Below are 17,087 nucleotides of genomic sequence, written 5' to 3' on the forward strand. Positions count from 1 at the left end.
TCCGCCCCTCAGGAGGCCCCGCATGAGCACCCTCTCCTTCAAGATCCTCGACCTCGACTTCCCCATCGGCAGCAAGAACAAGACCGCCACAATCGTCACCGGTGAGCAGGAGGCGCTGCTGGTCGACGCCGGCTTCACCCGCGCCGACGGCCACCGCCTCGCCGCCGAACTCCTCGACTCGGGCAAGAAGCTGACCACCGTCTTCGTCAGCCACGGCGACCCCGACTTCTACTTCGGAGCCGAGGTCCTCGCCGACGCCTTCCCCGACGCCGCTTTTGTCGCCACCCCGATCGTCATCGAGCACATCCAGCACTCCTACGAGGGCAAGCTCAAGGCGTGGGAGGCCGCCGGCCCGAACCTGCCCACCCGCCTGGTCGACCTCACTCCGCTGACCGGCGACCTCACCCTCGAAGGCCACCGCTTCGAGCTCAAGGGCGGCCCGGCCGGCCTGCCCGACCGCCACTACCTGTGGCAGGCCGAGCACCGCGCCCTCCTCGGAGGCGTCCTGCTCTTCCAGCAGGAGCACGTCTGGGTCGCCGACACCCCCACCTCCGAGCACCGTTCCACCTGGATCGAGCTGCTGGACGAGATGGCCGCCCTCCAACCGGAGCTGGTCGTGCCCGGCCACCGCCTGCCCGGCACAGCGGCCGACGCCTCGGCCGTCACCGCCACCCGCGACTACCTCGTCGCCTTCGAGGAGGAGCTCGGCAAGGCGGCCGACGGCGCCGCGCTGACCGAGGCACTCGTCAGGCGCTACCCGGACAACGGCATGCTGATCGCCGCCCAGATCGGGGCGAAGGTCGCCATGGGTGAGATGAAGTGGGGCTGAGTGCCATGACCTGCGAGCACACCGACTTCGCGACCTTCGCGACCTCCACGGCCCCGGCCGACGTGGTCCGCCGCCAGTACCTGGCCTCCGCTGCCGGCGACCTGGAGGCCCTGCGCGCCACCCTCGCCCCCGACGTGGAGTGGACCGAGATGGCCGGCTTCCCCCTGGCCGACACCTACCGCACCCCCGACGGCGTCACCTCGAACGTGATGCGGCAGCTGGGCGAGGAGTGGGACGACTGGACCGCCCACGACGACACCTACGCCGCCGAGGGTGAGAACGTCGTCGTCCTCGCCCGCTACACCGCGGCCAACAAGGCCACCGGCAAGCCGCTCGACGTGCGCGTCGCCCACCACTTCGTGGTCCGCGGCGGCCTGATCGTCCGCTTCGAGCAGTTCGTCGACACCGCCCTCGTCCGCGACGCCATGGCGTAGGAGGGTCAGAGCGAGGCGCGCAGGTGGCTGACGGTGACGAAGTGGTAACCGCGGGCGGTGAGGGTGCGCAGGATCTGCGGGACGGCGGCGACCGAGGTGGCGTGGATGTCGTGCATCAGGACGACGTCGTTGCGCCGGGTCCTGCTGATGACGGTCTGCGCGACCTTGGCGGAATCACGGTACTTCCAGTCCTCGGGGTCCACGTCCCACAGCACCGGCGAGAGACTGGTGGCGTCCCTGACGGTCTGGTTGATGGCGCCGTAGGGCGGACGGAGCGTCGTGGGGGCCTTGCCGGTGGTGGCCTTGACGGCTGCGCTGGTGCGGTCGAGCTGGGAGGCGATCTGCTGCGGGGTGAGCCGGGTGAGGGCGGGGTGGTCCCAGGTGTGGTTGCCGATCTCGTGGCCGGCTTTCGCCTCGGCGCGGAGGAGTTCGGGGTGGGCGGCGACGTTCTGGCCGACGACGAAGAAGGTGGCGCGTGCCTCGTACTGGGCGAGGCTGTTCAACAGGGTCGCGGTCTCCGGCATCGCCGGCCCGTCGTCGAAGGTCAGCGCGACGCACTTGACCTTCTTGCAGTCGGTGCTGTCGTCACCGGAGGCGGTGGCGGTGGGGAGGGCCTGGGCGGGGATGTGGCCCGCGCCCAGGTCGAGCGAACCGCCGGGGCTGACGGTCTCCCGCTGGGCACGCTTCCCGAAGTCGGACAGCCACGGGGTGGTCGTCTCCTTGGAGAGGGTCACCGTGGGGGAACCGGCGGCGGGGACGGCCACGTCGCCGCGGTCGAACTCCACCCGCAGTCCGCCGTCGGCGGTGAAGGCCATGTCGTCCAGGACGGCGGTGCGGTTCGGCGAGGCGAAGGCGTCGTCCAGGACGGCGGTGTCCACGCCCTTGCGCCCCTGGAGCTGGTCCTTCACAGCGGCGAGGAAGCTGTCCGTGGAACCGTCGGCGACAAGTCCTAGAGCCGTGCGGTACGCGGCGGCCCTGCCGTCGTACCAGTACGTCCTGCTCGACAGCCCGGACCCCGCCGCATGGGGGTCCCGCGTGCTGAGCCGGACGCCGAGGACATCGCCGGAGGCGGTCAGGAACTGGTGGCTGATGTTGAAGTCGGGGACTTCCGCGTCGCCCGGGCCGTCATTGCAGGCCCCGGTACGGAAGCTGGACAGGCGCTGTTCGACGTCCTTCTTCATTGCGGCCGTCATCGCCTCCGCACCGGGCACGACCGGGTAACTGGTCGCGAAGCGGCAGGAGGCGTGCTCGCTGTTGTCATTGACGATCTTCAGGCCTTTGATCGTCGATGGGTCGACTGCCCGCACCGTGGAGGGCGAGCCGGGCCGCGCGTCGGCGCCCACCGAACCCGGGGGCTCGGACGGCCCGGGCGAACAGGCTGCCGCGAAGGAGAGTGTGCCGAGCAGCAGGAGAGAGGAGATCAGGGGGCGAGAGTGCATGGGACCAGAACCTGAGGAGTGAGTGGACCTTCCGGACGTCGCGGAACGGACGCCGGCCGGCCGCCGTGCACAAGGACGCGGCGGCCGTTCTGATGCAGATCCTTCTGCTCAGGAGCGTTTTTCAGCGAGCCCCGGGCTCACTGTGAACAAATTCAGCGGCCGTCTTCGATGACCTTCTGCCCGCCTTCGCGCGTGTGTCCGGAGGCTGCCGGGCAGACCTGCCGGTACGGGGCGTCGGGGACGTGCGTCTCCCACTGCGCCCGGGTCAGCCCGCCGCCCGCCCGGTCGCAGATGGCGCGGACGGCCGTGTCGGAGGCGATCGGAAAGCGCTGCAGCACGACGTTCGGACCGGTGGCATAGAGCGTGCCGTCGGCCCGGCCGAAGGCGAGGGAGCGGATCTCGACTCCGAGCGTGGGCAGGTCACCGCCGAGAATCTGCTGTCCGTCGGTGTCCCACAGGCGGAGGGTGCCGCCGGTTCCTCCCACGGCGAGGGTGCGGCCGTCGGAGGAGAAGGCGAGTGCGTCCACGGCCTCGGACTGGCCCTGCGAGTTGGTGTCGGCGGTGCCGGTCAACACACCCGCGGCGTGACGCAGGCCACCGTCCCAGAGGGTCACGTGCCCGGTGTCGTCGCCGACGGCGAGCCGGCTGCCGTCGGGGCTGAAGGCCAGGGCTGTGACCTGGCGACCGTCGGCGAGCGCCCAGCCGGTGACCTTGTCCGCGGGGATGTCGGCGTGCTGGTCGGCGGAGCCCACCAGCAGCCGTCCGTCCGGCCGCACGGCCACGACCTGCCCGAAGAAGCCGGGCATGGTTCGCGAGCGGCGGCGGGTGCGGGTGTCCCAGACCTCCGCCACCTCGCCGTCGCCCCAGGAGCGCACGACCGACAGAGTGCGCCCGCCGGAGCCCAGCGCGATCGCGGACACCGGCCGGTCGGCCGGTCCGGACGTGGTGAACGACGTCCGGACCTTGCGGGCAGGCACGTCCCAGACGGTGAAGCGCAGCTGCGGGGAACCGCCCGGGGAGGCCGTGTCCGCGACGGCGAGCGTGCGGCTGTCCGGACCGAAGGCCAGCCGCGGCGCCTCGTCGTCGGCGTCGCCCGGCAGGCGGCCGAGCATGGTGCGGGCGAGGACCGTGCCGGTGCCGGTGGAGCGCAACTCGAATCGGTACCCGTCCCCGGAACGCGTGGCGGTGGCGAGGGCGGTGCCGTCCGGGCTGAGAACCGTGGTGTCGGCCGGGGTGCTCCGCCAGCGCGGCGCGAGGCGGTCGGTCAGGTCCAGGGTGCGGACGGTGGCGCGGTCCAGGTAGCGCAGGACCCGGCGGCCGTCGTCCTGCGTCCACGTCAGGGCGCGGACCTCCGCGCCCGCCAGGGGCCGGTGAAAGACCCGAACACCGCCTGCCGCGAGGCGCCACACGGTGATCTCCTGGTCGTCGACCGTGGCGAGGAACCTCCCGTCGGGCGAGAGACCGGCCCGGGTGAAGCCGGTGGTGCCGCCGCTGGCGAAGTCGGCGGCGACACGCCCGCTGCGGACGTCCCACACGGTGGCGGCATTCCCGTGGGCCGCGGCCAGCTGCCTGCCGTCGGCGCTGAAGTCCAGCAGGCGGTCCCCGCCGTCCGCTCCCGAGCCGGTGCCGCAGACCGCCCGGCCTGCTCTGTCCCAGGCGCCGGTCAGGCGTCTGCCGTGGGCGGTGTCCCACACCTGGGGAGAGCCGCCGGCCGGGCAGAGCGCGGCCACGCGCCCGCCGTCGCTGAGAGCCGCGGTGGTGACGTCCCGGGAGACGCCGGTGGTGAGGAGGACCTTGCCGTCGTTCGTCCGCCGGACCCGAACCTGACCCGGGCCGTTGAGTGGCCTGGTGAGATACGCCTGCCCGTCGGGTGCGGTCGCTCCGAGCGCCGCATCCCCCAGATCGGCGGCGGATTTCCCCTCGGCAAGGTTCCACAGGGTGTCGCTGCCCGCCGCAGTCAGGACGAGGGACCGCGCGTCGGGGCCGGCCTCGAACGCCTCCGCGTCGTCCGGCAGACGGTACGCGCCGGTGCGGCGGTGCTCGGCCACGTTCCACGCGGTGACCCGGCTGCCGTCCACGCTGAGCAGGGTGCGGCCGGAGTCGGTGAGGAAGCGCCTGGTGTCCCTTCCGGTCTGCTGGGCGGTGAAGGCGTCCCGTTCCGGCTGCGCGAGCGCGCCCAGCAGGGCCGAGCGGGACTCGGTGAGCGGGGCTATCCTCCAGGCGGCGGCACCGAGCAGCGATGCGGTGCGGGGGTCGGTGGAGCGAAGGCTGTCGGCGACGGAGGCCAGGCGGCGGGCCGCGGCCTTGGCGGCCTCCTCCTCGCTCACCCGGTTGCGCTGCCAGGCGGCAAGTCCCGCCACCAGCGCGAGTACGAGGACGACCGAGAGACCGACGGTGAGGGCACGCGTGCGGCGGGCGGCGCGCGTCCCGGCCTTCCGCTCGCCGTCACGGGCCGCGGCCGAAGCGGTCAGGAAGTCCCGCTCCGACGGGGTGAGGTCGTCGTTCGCTTCCACCTCCGGCTTGTCCGGCCTTTCCGGCTGCCTGCCGAACAGCTCCTCGGCGCGGTCGAGGCGGGTCCCCCGGTAGAGCGCGCCGGGATCACGGTCCAGCTCGTCCCAGGCAAGGGCGGCCTCCCCCAGTGCCCGCTGGGCGCGCAACCGGTCCCGGCTCTCCCCGATCCAGCGGGCCAGACGCGGCCAGCCGGTGATCAGCGCCTCGTGGGCGAGTTCGACCGTGTCGCCGTTCAGGGTCACCAGACGGGCCGCGACCAGGCGTTCCAGGACCTCCGACGCGGCAGGCACCAGCTCGGACCTGGACGCCGGGCGGCGGGTGTCGGCCGTGCGGTCCCCCGGGGCGATCAGCCGCAGCAGGATGCGACGGGCCGAGCGGCTCTGGTGCTCGTCCAGGTCGCCGTAGACCTGCTCGGCGGTGGCGGCGACCGCCCCGCGTACGCCGCCGGCCTCCTCGTACGCGGCCAGCGTCAGGGTGCGTCCGCGGCGGCGGCGCCACGTCTCCAGCAGAGCGTGCGAGAGCATCGGCAGCGCGCCCGGCCTCCCGGTGGCCTCGTCGATGATCCGAGCGGTCAGGGCCCGCTCCACGTTCAGTCCCACCGCGGTGGCGGGGCCGGTGACCACCTCCCGCAGCTCCGCCCGGCCCATCGGTCCGACCAGCAGGTTCGCCTTGCTGACCGCCTCGGCGAGCTCCCGGTGCTCGGCGCAGTGACCGTAGAAGTCACCGCGTACGGCGACCACCACCCGCAGCCGGCTGTCCGGGCGCCGGGCCGCGAGCAGCCCGTCCAGGAACCGGTCGCGTTCCGAACGGTCGTGGCAGAGCGTGAACAGCTCCTCGAACTGGTCGACGACCACCCAGGTGTCCCGTTCGCCGTCCAGCGCGCGGAGAGCCTTCTCGTGGGTGCGGGCGGGCCGCTCGCCCGGGGTGAGCACCCGGATCACGGCCGGGGCGCCGGCGCCCGGCGCCCGGCGCAAGGCCGGGATCAGCCCGGCCCTGAGCAGCGAGGACTTGCCACTGCCGGACGGTCCGAAGACCGCGGCGAACCGGTGCTCGCGCACCATGTCCAGCGACTCGCCGACCAGCGCCTCCCGGCCGAAGAAGATTTCGCTGTCGTCCGGCTCGAACCGGGCCAGCCCCCGGTACGGCGCCCGCTCGTCCGCCGCGGATGACCGGACCGCGTCGTCCGCCTGCCGCCAGCGCTCCTCCCACTCGCCGGGGTCGGCGTCCAGCGCCTCGGCGTAGGCGCGCACCACGGCCCGGGTGGGCAGTTGCTCACCGGCCGCCGCCTGGGACAGCGCGGTCGTCGAGTATCCGGCCCGCTTGGCCATCTCGCGGTACGGCGGTTTGCCGGCCTCCTCGCGCAGCAGACGCAACTCGTGCGCGAGACGCTGTACAGGACCGGCGTCCGGATCAACCGGCTTCTCGCGACGTCCCACCGGACAGCACCTTTCGCCTACTCGCCACGCCGACCCCTCCACCGTGGTCGAACAGGCGCCCAACCTATGTTTCCGTCCGTCCTGAGGCAATTGCGGCCCGGTTCGGGCACACCAGGGCCGAGCGGACGGGCGGGCACCGCGAGCGGGCGAAGTCTGGCAGCTCGATCCGGAGTGGGGCGGTTTCGTTCCGGCGAGTCCCGGTTTCCGCACCTGGTGAACCGAGTGGCTGCGGCACCTGTGAGGACGAACGACGCCATCCGGGCCGACCCGCCGCGTCAGCCGGTGCGGAAGCCGATGGTCGGCACTGCCCGGCGCCGCGGCCAGGTCCGGTCGCTGTCGGTGAGCAGGGCCCGCAGGAAGCCGAAGCGGCACAGGGTGGCCGGGTCCTGCGCCGGGCAGTTGTGGACCCGGTGGCACCAGGCGGCGATCTCCGACCAGTCGGGCGCCGACAGCGAGCCGCCGAACTCCCGCACCGACAGCCCGGCGGCCACCCCGGCGAACGCGAGGCGGTCGGCGAGCGGCCAGCCCGCGAGCGAGCCGGTGAGGAAGCCAGCCGTGAAGACGTCGCCGGCGCCGGTGGGGTCCAGCGCCTCCACCACCACGGCGGGCACCTCCACGAACTCCCCGGTGCGCCCGTCGGCGGCGCAGACTCCCTCCCGGCCCATGGTCACCACGGCCAGCGGCACGTGCTCGGCCAGCGCTCGCGCCGCGGCCCGCGGATCGCCGGTGCGGGTGTACCGCATCGCCTCGTCCGCGTTGGGCAGGAACGCCTCGCAGTGCCGCAGGTCGGTGAGCGCGGCCAGGTCCCAGCGGCCGGTGTCGTCCCAGCCCACGTCCGCGAAGACGCGGCAGCCCCGGCCGGCGGCCGTGGCGATCCACTCCTGCGGCTCCCCCGGTACCAGCGAGGCCACCGCCGCCCGCGACGGCGGCGGGTCGTCCACCACCGGCTCCTCAGGTGGCGGTGCCTCATGGCCGTGGGAGACCATGGTCCGCTCGCCCTCGTACGCCATGGACACCGTGACCGGCGAGTGCCAGCCGGGCACCGTCCGGGACAGCGTCAGGTCGATGCCCTCCCCCTCGGCGAGTGCGTCCCAGCAGTAGGAGCCGTACATGTCGTCGCCGAAGGCGGCGGCCAGCGAGGTGCGCAGCCCGAGCCGGGCCAGCGCGGTCGCCATGTTGGCGACGCCGCCGGGACTGGAGCCCATGCCGCGCGCCCAGGACTCGGTGCCCCGCACGGGTGCGGAGTCGAGCCCGGTGAAGATGATGTCCAGGAACACGGTCCCGGTCAGGTACACGTCCCAGGGCGGGTCCTGCGGGGTGCGCACGGCGGCGAGCGGGTCGAGCATGCCTCTCAGTCTGCCGGAAGCGCAGTACCGTCCGGGGCATGCGACTTACCTTTCTCGGCGGCGGCGGATTCCGCACCCCCCTGGTCCATGCCGCGCTGGCCGGTGATCCCGGGCTGGTCAGCGAGGTGGCCCTGTACGACACCGACCCGGTCCGCGTGGACGTCGTCCGCTCGGTGCTGCGGCAGCTGCCCGGCGGTCCGCGGGTCCGCGTCGCCGACGGCCTGGACGACGCACTGCGCGGCACCGACTTCGTGTTCTCCGCGGTCCGCGTCGGCGGTACCGCGGGACGGGTCGGCGACGAGCGGACGCCGCTGGCGGAGGGCGTGCTCGGCCAGGAGACGGTGGGCGCCGGCGGCGTGCTCTACGCCCTCCGCAGCGTGCCGGTCGCCGTGCGGGTGGCCGAACGGGTGCGGGCGGTCGCGCCGGACGCGTGGGTCATCAACTTCACCAACCCGGCCGGCATGGTCACCGAGGCCATGTCCGCCGTGCTGGGCGGGCGGGTCATCGGCATCTGCGACTCGCCCGTGGGGCTGGTCCGCCGGGCGGCGCGGGCGGCGGGCGCCGACCCGGACGCCGTCGGCTACGACTACACGGGCCTGAACCACCTGGGCTGGCTGCGCACGCTGACCGCCCCCGGCGGGGCCGGCGGGCCGGGACGGGACCTGCTGCCCGGCCTGCTCGCGGACGAGGAGGCGCTGGCGGGCTTCGAGGAGGGCCGCCTGTTCGGCGCCCGCTGGCTGTCCGCGCTCGGCGCGCTGCCCAACGAGTACCTGCACTACTACTACTTCCGCCGGGAGACGCTGGCGGCGGTGCGGGACGCGGAGGAGACCCGCGGCGAGTTCCTCGACCGGCAGCAGTCCGCGTTCTTCGCCCGCGCCGCCGAGCAGCCGGACCGGGCGCTGGAGCTGTGGCGCCGCGCCCGCCTGGAGCGGGAGGAGACGTACATGGCCGAGGCGCGGGCGGCGAGCGGCGGCTGGCAGCGCGACACCTGCGACCTGGAGGGCGGCGGCTACGAGGGTGTGGCGCTGGCGCTGATGCGCTCCCTCGCGCGCGACGAGCCGGCCAGGCTGATCCTGAACGTGCGCAACCGCGGCACGCTGCCCGCGCTGGACGACGAGGCGGTGATCGAGACGGTCTGCGAGGTCGACGCCAGGGGCGCCCGCCCGCTGCCGAGCGCCGGTCTGGACGCTGCCGAGCTGGGCCTGGTGCTCCAGGTGAAGGCGGTGGAGCGGGCCACGATCGAGGCGGCGCTCACCGGGTGCCGCCGGGCGGCGCTGCGGGCGCTGGCCCTGCACCCGCTGGTCGACTCCCCCGCGGTCGCCGACCGCGTCCTCACCCGCGCCGGCTTCTGACCGGCCGGAACCGGGCCTTCGCGGGAGCGTCTCCGGCACCGGCACCCGATCAGCGGCTGCCGGTCCGGGGCGGAACGGGGACGCGCGCCAGGTCGTGGGCGACGGTCAGCTCGCCGGTGAAGCCGGCCCGGCGGGCCTGCTCGGCGAAGACGGCCGGGTCGCCGTAGCGCTGCGAGAAGTGCGTGAGCACCAGGTGCCGCACGCCCGCCTCCGCGGCGACGCGGCCGGCCTGGCCGGCGGTGAGGTGACCGTGGTCGGCGGCGAGCTGCGCGTCCTCGTCGGTGAACGTCGACTCGATCACCAGCAGGTCGCAGTCCGCGGCGAGCTGATGCACGGCGTCGCACAGCCGGGTGTCCATGACGAAGGCGAACCGCTGGCCTGGCCGGTGCTCGCTGACATCCTCCAGCCGCACCCCGCGCAGTTCGCCGTCGCGCTGGAGCAGTCCGACGTCCGGGCCCCGGATGCCGTGCTCGGCCAGCAGCTCCGGGAGCATGCGGCGGCCGTCCGGTTCCTCCAGCCGGTAGCCGAACGACTCGACGGGGTGCGACAGCCGACGGGCGGACAGCGTGAAGGCGGGCGTCCGGGCCAGCACCCCGTCCTCGTGCACCGGCTCCACCACCAGCTGCACCGTCTCGCGGTACGCGGTCGAGTACCGCAGCCTGTCGAAGAAGTGCCGGCCGCTCGCGGGGAAGTGGGCGGTGACCGGGTGCGGCACCCGGTCCAGGTTGATGCGCTGGATCACCCCGGCCAGGCCCAGCGAGTGGTCCCCGTGGAAGTGGGTGACGCACAGCCGCGTCAGGTCGTGCGCGGCCACCCCCGCGTGCAGCATCTGCCGCTGGGTGCCCTCGCCCGGGTCCAGCAGCAGCCCCTCGCCGTCCCAGCGCAGGAAGTAGCCGTTGTGGTTGCGGTGCCGGGTGGGGACCTGGCCGGCGGTGCCGAGCACGACGAGTTCACGGGCGGACATGGCGGCGTTGCGTCTCCGCTCTGGATACGGGCTGAGGGTGGTGTGCAGGGCACAGGAGTGCGCGTGACGGGCTGCGGTCCGGGGTCCCAGGCCCGGGTCCCGGGGGTCGGCCCCGGGCGGGTGGCGAGTCGGCGGTCAGCCGGGCGGCCACTCCAGGCCGCGGCCCGCCAGCACGTGGACGTGGGCGTGGAAGACGGTCTGGCCGGCCCCGGCCCCGGTGTTGAACACCAGCCGGTACGCCTCGGCGCCCTCCGCGGCGGCGACCTCACCCGCGGCGCGCAGCACGTCGGCGGCGGCCTGCGGATCGGCGGCGGCCAGCGAGGCGGCGTCGCGGTGGTGGGCCCGGGGGATGACGAGCACATGTGTGGGCGCCTGCGGGTTGATGTCCCGGAAGGCCACGGTGGTGGCCGTCTCGTGCACCAGCGTCGCGGGGACGTCACCGGCGACGATCTTGCAGAACAGGCAGTCCGCCTGGGGTTCTCCAGCCATGCCGCGGATGGTACTAGGGTCCGCCCGTCCGGCCCGCCAGGTGCGGGTCCACGGCCGGGCTCGCACGGGCCCCGAGCGTGCCCGTGCTCGCGCTCGGCGGCGGCATCCTGTTCCTCGCCCGCCACCGCAAGCGCGCCTGACCGGCGCCCGGCCACTGAACCTCAGCTGACCAGAACCGCCGTTCCGCGGGCGCCGGCCCCGAACCCCCGGGACCGGCCCGACCGCCGGGCGGCCGGTCCGCGAACCCGCGTTCGACGGGCGGGTGGTCAGGGACGAACAGGGCTTCGCCGTCACCAGGCCCGGAGCCCGTGCGCGCCCAAGGCGCCGGAAGCCGTCGCCATGGGCGGCTCTCAACCCCAACGGCCGGTGCGGCCCAGCAGCAGTGCCGCGGCCGCGGTGCCCGCGGTGGAGGTGCGCAGCACGCTCGGGCCGAGCCGGTACGGGTGCGCGCCCGCCGTCGCGAAGGCCGCCAGCTCCTCCTGGGACACGCCGCCCTCCGGACCCACCACGAGCACCACCTCACCCGACGCGGGCAGTTCGGCGGCGGCCAGCGGTCGACTGCCCTCCTCGTGCAGCACCGCGGCGAAGTCCGCGGCGGCCAGCAGCGCGGCCACCGCACGGGTGTCCGCCAGCTCGCCGACCTCGGGGAAGCGCAGCCGGCGGGACTGCTTGCCGGCCTCGCGGGCGGTACTGCGCCACTTGGCCAGCGACTTCAGGCCGCGCTCGCCCCGCCACTGGGTGACGCAGCGCGAGGCGGCCCACGGCACGACGGCGTCCACACCGGTCTCCGTCATCATCTCCACGGCGAGTTCGCCGCGGTCGCCCTTGGGCAGCGCCTGCACCACGGTGATCCGCGGGCGCGGCGCCGGCTCGGTGCGGACCTCGGTGACGGCGACCTCCATCCGGTCCTTGCCCTCTACGGCGCTCACCGTGCCGTACCCGCCGGTGCCCGACCCGTCGGTGAGCACCACCGGTTCGCCCACTCGCAGCCTGCGCACCGACACCGCGTGCCGGCCCTCGGGGCCGTCCACGACGACCGTGCCGACCGTGCCGACCGTGCCAGCTTTACCGGCCGGCAGCCTCTCCGGCGGCACCACGAAGACGGCCGCCGTCACGGGGTGTCCTGCCCGGCCAGGTCGTCCCGGGCCACGGTCAGTTCGGCGACGAGCGCCGACACCAGCCGGCCGGCGGGCAGGTCCCGCACCAGGCGGTGGCCCTGGCCCGCCCACAGCGCCATGCCCTGCGGGTCGCCGGTCTTCGCGGCGGCCTTGCGCAGCGGCGCGGTGAGGTGGTGGACCTGCGGGTAGGCGGCGGGCGCGTACGGGCCGTGCTCGCGCATGAAGCGGTTGACCAGGCCGCGCGCCGGGCGGCCGGAGAACGCGCGGGTGAGTTCGGTGCGGGTGAACAGCGGGCTGGTCATCGCCTGCTTGTGCAGGGGGTGGGCGCCGGACTCGGGGCAGACCAGGAAGGCGGTGCCCAGCTGGGCGGCGGAGGCCCCGGCGGCGAGCACCGCGGCGATCTGCCCGCCGCGCATCAGCCCGCCCGCGGCGATCATCGGCAGCCGTACCGCCTCGCCGACCTGCGTCACCAGCGACAGCAGGCCGAGGGCCGAGCCGAGCCCGTCGCTCTGCGCGTCGTCGCGGTGCGTGCCCTGGTGGCCGCCCGCCTCGACGCCCTGCACGCACACGGCGTCGGCGCCCGACCACTCGGCGGCCTGCGCCTCGGCCACGGAGGTCACCGTCACCACGGTGAACGTGCCGGCCTTCGCGAAGTTCTCCAGCACCCGGCGGGACGGGCAGCCGAAGGTGAACGAGACAACCGGCACCGGGTCGTCGTAGAGGATGGCGAGCTTGCCCTCGTAGGCGTCGTCGCTGCCCTGCTCGGTGTCGCCCAGCGAGGTGTCGTACCAGGTGGCTTCGCCGGCGAGCTGGTCGCGGTAGACCTCCACGGCCGCCGTGGTGTCGCTGCCGGGGCCCGTCGACGGCTGCGGCATGAAGAGGTTCACCCCGAACGGCCGCGAGGTGAGGCTCCGCAGCTGTTTCATCTCCTCGTACATCGCCTCCGGCGTCTTGTAGCCGGCGGCGAGGAATCCCAGGCCGCCCGCCTCGGACACGGCTGCGGCCAGTTCCGGGCAGGAGGCACCGCCCGCCATGGGCGCCTGCACGACGGGATGCTCGGACAGAGCGGAGAGCGTGGTCAGGGCGGAGGACATGCACTCATCCTGCCACGCACCCCCGGGCCCGCCCCGGGCGGTCCGCAGCGCGGAGCCGCGGACCGCCCGGGGGCCGCCGAAGCGGGTGCGTGACGCCGGGGCACGGCCGCGTCAGCGGCCGTTGAAGGCGTCCTTGAGGCGGGAGAACAGGCCCTGCTGCCCGGGCTGGAACTGGCCCAGGGGCCGCTCCTCGCCGCGCAGCTTGGCCAGCCGCCGCAGCAGCTCCTCCTGCTCGGGCTCCAGCTTCGACGGCGTCATCACCTCGACGTGCACGATGAGGTCGCCGCGACCGCCGCCGCGCAGGTGGGTGACGCCCCGGCCGTGCAGCGGGATCGACTGCCCGGACTGGGTGCCGGGCCGGATGTCGATCTCCTCGACGCCGTCCAGGGTCTCCAGCGGGCACTGGGTGCCCAGGGCCGCGGCCGTCATCGGGATGGTGACCGTGCAGTGCAGGTCGTCGCCGCGGCGCTGGAAGACGCCGTGCGGGTTCTCGTGGATCTCCACGTACAGGTCGCCGGGCGGGCCGCCGCCGGGGCCGACCTCACCCTCCCCGGCCAACTGGATGCGGGTGCCGTTGTCGACACCGGCGGGGATCTTCACCGTCAGGCTGCGCCGCGACCGGACCCGGCCGTCACCGGCGCACTCCGGGCAGGGCGTGGGCACGACCGTGCCGAAGCCCTGGCACTGCGGGCAGGGCCGCGAGGTCATGACCTGGCCCAGGAAGGACCGGGTGACCTGCGAGACCTCGCCGCGACCGCGGCACATGTCGCAGGTCTGCGCGGACGTCCCCGGCGCGGCGCCTTCGCCGCTGCACCCGGAGCAGACCGTCGCGGTGTCCACCTGGATCTCCTTGGTGGTGCCGAACGCGGCCTCCTCCAGGTCGATGTCCAGCCGGATCATGGCGTCCTGGCCGCGGCGGGTCCGCGACCGCGGGCCGCGCTGCGACGCGGTGCCGAAGAAGGCGTCCATGATGTCGGAGAAGTTGCCGAAGCCACCCGCCCCGAAGCCCGCTCCGCCCGCGCCACCGGGATCGCCGCCGAGGTCGTAGACCTGCTTCTTCTGCGGGTCCGACAGCACCTCGTAGGCGCTGTTGATCTCCTTGAAGCGCTCCTGCGTCTTCGGGTCCGGATTGACGTCCGGGTGCAGTTCGCGGGCGAGTCGGCGGAAGGCCTTCTTGATCTCGTCCTGCGAGGCGTCCCGCTGCACGCCGAGGATCGCGTAGTAGTCCGTCGCCACTATGACTCCGCGAGGATCTGTCCGACGTAACGTGCCACTGCGCGTACCGCTCCCATCGTTCCGGGGTAGTCCATGCGGGTCGGTCCGACCACGCCGAGCTTGGCGACCGCCTCGCCGCCGGAACCGTAGCCGACGGAGACCACCGAAGTGGAATTCAGTCCTTCATGGGCGTTCTCGTGACCGATGCGCACGGTCATGCCCGAGTCCTTCGCCTCGCCCAGCAGCTTCAGCAGGACGACCTGCTCCTCCAGGGCCTCCAGCACCGGCCGGATGGTCAGCGGGAAGTCCGGTCCGAAGCGGGTGATGTTGGCGGTGCCGCCGATCATCAACCGCTCCTCGGTCTCCTCCACCAGCGTCTCCAGCAGCGTGGACAGCACCACCGAGACCGTGCCGCGGTCCTCCGCGTCGAACGACTCCGGCAGGTCCTGCACCAGCCGCGGGACCTCCGTGAAGCGCTGCCCCACGACCCGGCTGTTGAGCCGGGCCCGCAAGTCGGCGACGGAGGGCTCGCCCAGCGGCTGCGGGCAGTCCACCAGCCGCTGCTCGACCCGGCCGGTGTCGGTGATCAGCACCAGCATGAGCCGGGCCGGCGCCAGCGCCAGCAGCTCGACGTGGCGCACCGTGGACCGGGTGAGCGAGGGGTACTGCACCACGGCGACCTGCCGGGTGAGCTGCGCCAGCAGCCGCACCGTGCGCCCCACGACGTCGTCGAGGTCGACGGCGCCGTCGAGGAAGTTCTGGATCGCCCGGCGCTCCGGCGAGGACAGCGGCTTGACGCCGGCGAGCCTGTCGACGAACAGCCGGTAGCCCTTGTCCGTGGGGATGCGGCCCGCGCTGGTGTGGGGCTGGGCGATGAAGCCCTCCTCCTCCAGCGCGGCCATGTCGTTGCGGACCGTCGCCGGCGACACCTTGAGGTTGTGCCGCTCGGTGAGCGCCTTGGAACCGACCGGCTCCTCCGTGCCCACGTAGTCCTGCACGATGGCGCGCAGCACCTCGAGCCTGCGTTCACTGAGCATCTCGCGCACCTCCGTCCGGATGTACCTGCATGGGTCCTCGGTGGCCGCGCTGATCCAGATCGACCGGCCGCCCCCGGGGGTCGGGCGGTCCGCCGCCCTGGCACTCCGAGGCGGGGAGTGCCAGCGTCCCCGTGCCAGTGTACGACCGGCCGCAACGGGGTCGGCAAGCACGGCCGGACCGAACCGTACCGCGCGCCGCCGCGGCACGGTGGGCGCGCGGCCCGGCGGGCGGCTAGCGTCGGCCGCATGGACAGCGTGTGGGAGGAGCTGGCGCCGGGTGTCGTGCGACGCCGGATGCCGGGCTGGGACGAGACGGTGGGGGCGGTCGCGGGCAGCCGCGGCGTGCTGGTCGTCGACACCGGCGCGACGCTTCGCGACGGGGCGGCGGTGCGCCGGGAGGTGTGTGAGCGGTTCGGGCAGCCGGTGACCCACGTGGTGCTGACCCATCCGCACTTCGACCACGTACTGGGCACCGCCGCCTTCGCGGGCGTCGAGGTGTACGGCGCGGTCGGCACGGCGGAACTGCTGCGCCGCTCGGCCGACGCGCTGCGCCTGGACGCGGTCCGCCACGGCGTGCCCGCGGACACCGCGGCCGAGGCGGCGGACGTGCTGGTCTCCCCGCACCACGAGGTGTCAGGGGAGATGTCGCTGTCGCTCGGCGACCGCCGGGTGCTGCTGGCCAACATCGGACCCGGGCACACCGGGCACGACCTGGCCGTGCTGGTACCGGGCAGCCCGGACGTGGTGTTCTGCGGCGACCTGGTGGAGGAGTCGGGTGAGCCGCAGGCCGGGCCGGACGCGCAGCCCGCGCGCTGGCCGGAGGCGCTGGACCGGCTGGTGGCACTGGGCGGCCCGGACGCGGTGTACGTGCCAGGGCACGGCGCGGTGGTCGACGCCGCGTTCGTGCACACCCAACGCGCGGCGCTCGCCCGTCGCTTCGGTGAGGGGTAGCACAATGGCGTCATGCGCAGCAGGAGTTACGGCCCGGATCTGACACCGCCGTGGAAGAAGAGCAAGCCCGCCCCCGAGGTGCCGGCCGACCCCGGCACGGTCGTGGAGGAGGTCACCACCGGCTTCTGCGGGGCGGTGACGCGGTGCGAGAAGACGGCCGAGGGGCCGACGGTGACGCTGGAGGACCGCCACGGCAAGCTGCGCGTCTTCCCGATGGCGCCGCGCGGGTTCCTGCTGGAGGGCCGCACCGTCACCCTGGTCCGTCCGTCCGCCGCCGCCTCCCGGGCGGGCGGGCCGCGGCTGACCGCCTCCGGATCGGTGGCGGTGCCCGGCGCCCGCGCCCGGGTGGCGCGCGCCGGCCGGATCTACGTGGAGGGGCGGCACGACGCCGAGCTGGTCGAGAAGGTGTGGGGCGACGACCTGCGGATCGAGGGCGTCGTCGTGGAGTACCTGGCGGGCATCGACGACCTGCCCGCCGTCGTCGAGGAGTTCGGGCCCACCGCGGACGCCCGGTTGGGCGTGCTCGTCGACCACCTGGTGCCCGGTTCCAAGGAGTCCCGGGTCGCCGCCTCGGTCGGCGACCCGCACGTCCTGATCGTCGGCCACCCGTACATCGACGTCTGGGAGGCGGTGAAGCCCGCCTCGGTCGGCATTCCCGCCTGGCCGCGGGTGCCGCGCGGCGAGGACTGGAAGACCGGCGTGTGCCGGCGCCTGGGCTGGCCGGAGAACACCGGCGCGGCCTGGCAGCGCATCCTGCGGTCCGTGCACTCCTACCGCGACCTGCAGCCGGACCTGCTGGGGCCGGTCGAGCAGCTGATCGACCACGTGACGGTCGGCGGGCCGGTCGGCTGAGCCCCCGGCCCGGCCCGCGC

General features: G+C 74.1%; 14 protein-coding genes. 5 read left to right on the forward strand and 9 right to left on the reverse strand.

Annotated elements, in window-relative coordinates:
• Positions 1 to 22: 22 nt before the first annotated feature.
• Positions 23 to 829 carry an MBL fold metallo-hydrolase gene (locus QNO07_RS13070; protein WP_283992043.1) on the forward strand — a complete coding sequence of 269 codons (807 nt, stop codon included), beginning with the start codon at positions 23 to 25 and terminating at the stop codon, positions 827 to 829.
• A gap of 5 nt (positions 830 to 834) precedes the next feature.
• Positions 835 to 1,263, forward strand: coding sequence for a nuclear transport factor 2 family protein (locus tag QNO07_RS13075; protein WP_283992044.1), 429 nt, complete (start codon positions 835 to 837; stop codon positions 1,261 to 1,263).
• Between the two features lie 5 nt (positions 1,264 to 1,268).
• Here the strand turns inward: QNO07_RS13075 and QNO07_RS13080 are convergent, their stop codons facing one another.
• From QNO07_RS13080 to QNO07_RS13090, 3 genes are all read right to left on the reverse strand, one after another.
• Entirely contained in the window at positions 1,269 to 2,702 is a 1,434-nt protein-coding gene (locus tag QNO07_RS13080) for a polysaccharide deacetylase family protein (RefSeq protein WP_283992045.1), read from the reverse strand.
• A gap of 152 nt (positions 2,703 to 2,854) precedes the next feature.
• Positions 2,855 to 6,649 (reverse strand): nSTAND1 domain-containing NTPase, encoded by a 3,795-nt coding sequence (locus tag QNO07_RS13085; protein WP_283992047.1) that lies wholly within the window; start codon positions 6,647 to 6,649, stop codon positions 2,855 to 2,857.
• Positions 6,650 to 6,924: 275 nt separating this feature from the next.
• Complete coding sequence (locus QNO07_RS13090) at positions 6,925 to 7,995, reverse strand: PfkB family carbohydrate kinase (protein ID WP_283992049.1); 1,071 nt, start codon at positions 7,993 to 7,995, stop codon at positions 6,925 to 6,927.
• A 38-nt stretch (positions 7,996 to 8,033) separates the two neighbouring features.
• Here QNO07_RS13090 and QNO07_RS13095 point away from each other — a divergent pair, with 38 nt between their 5' ends.
• The gene (locus tag QNO07_RS13095) at positions 8,034 to 9,347 is read left to right on the forward strand and encodes a family 4 glycosyl hydrolase (protein ID WP_283992050.1); all 1,314 of its coding nucleotides are present in this window, start codon (positions 8,034 to 8,036) and stop codon (positions 9,345 to 9,347) included.
• Between the two features lie 49 nt (positions 9,348 to 9,396).
• Here QNO07_RS13095 and QNO07_RS13100 read toward each other — a convergent pair whose 3' ends face one another.
• The 6 genes from QNO07_RS13100 to hrcA form a co-directional block, all read right to left on the reverse strand.
• Positions 9,397 to 10,311, reverse strand: coding sequence for a ribonuclease Z (locus QNO07_RS13100; protein WP_283992052.1), 915 nt, complete (start codon positions 10,309 to 10,311; stop codon positions 9,397 to 9,399).
• Positions 10,312 to 10,446: 135 nt separating this feature from the next.
• Entirely contained in the window at positions 10,447 to 10,800 is a 354-nt protein-coding gene (locus QNO07_RS13105; RefSeq protein ID WP_283992055.1) for an HIT domain-containing protein, read from the reverse strand.
• A gap of 350 nt (positions 10,801 to 11,150) precedes the next feature.
• Positions 11,151 to 11,915, reverse strand: a complete 765-nt coding sequence (locus QNO07_RS13110) for a 16S rRNA (uracil(1498)-N(3))-methyltransferase (RefSeq protein ID WP_502961830.1) — start codon at positions 11,913 to 11,915, stop codon at positions 11,151 to 11,153.
• A complete protein-coding gene (locus tag QNO07_RS13115) occupies positions 11,912 to 13,012 on the reverse strand; it encodes a nitronate monooxygenase (protein WP_283992056.1) in 1,101 nt (366 codons plus the stop codon). Before QNO07_RS13115 ends, QNO07_RS13110 begins: the two co-directional genes overlap by 4 nt.
• 111 nt (positions 13,013 to 13,123) lie before the next feature.
• The gene (gene dnaJ / locus QNO07_RS13120) at positions 13,124 to 14,248 is read right to left on the reverse strand and encodes a molecular chaperone DnaJ (RefSeq protein ID WP_283992057.1); all 1,125 of its coding nucleotides are present in this window, start codon (positions 14,246 to 14,248) and stop codon (positions 13,124 to 13,126) included.
• Positions 14,248 to 15,264, reverse strand: coding sequence for a heat-inducible transcriptional repressor HrcA (gene hrcA, locus QNO07_RS13125; RefSeq protein WP_283992058.1), 1,017 nt, complete (start codon positions 15,262 to 15,264; stop codon positions 14,248 to 14,250). Before hrcA ends, dnaJ begins: the two co-directional genes overlap by 1 nt.
• Positions 15,265 to 15,510: 246 nt before the next feature.
• Here hrcA and QNO07_RS13130 point away from each other — a divergent pair, with 246 nt between their 5' ends.
• Positions 15,511 to 16,215 carry an MBL fold metallo-hydrolase gene (locus QNO07_RS13130; protein WP_283992059.1) on the forward strand — a complete coding sequence of 235 codons (705 nt, stop codon included), beginning with the start codon at positions 15,511 to 15,513 and terminating at the stop codon, positions 16,213 to 16,215.
• 12 nt (positions 16,216 to 16,227) lie between these two features.
• On the forward strand, positions 16,228 to 17,067 hold the full coding sequence (locus QNO07_RS13135; protein WP_283992060.1) for a DUF3097 domain-containing protein: 840 nt from the start codon (positions 16,228 to 16,230) through the stop codon (positions 17,065 to 17,067).
• Positions 17,068 to 17,087: the final 20 nt, after the last annotated feature.

It is taken from the genome of Streptomyces sp. 549, from assembly GCF_030124175.1.
Taxonomy (GTDB): domain Bacteria; phylum Actinomycetota; class Actinomycetes; order Streptomycetales; family Streptomycetaceae; genus Streptomyces.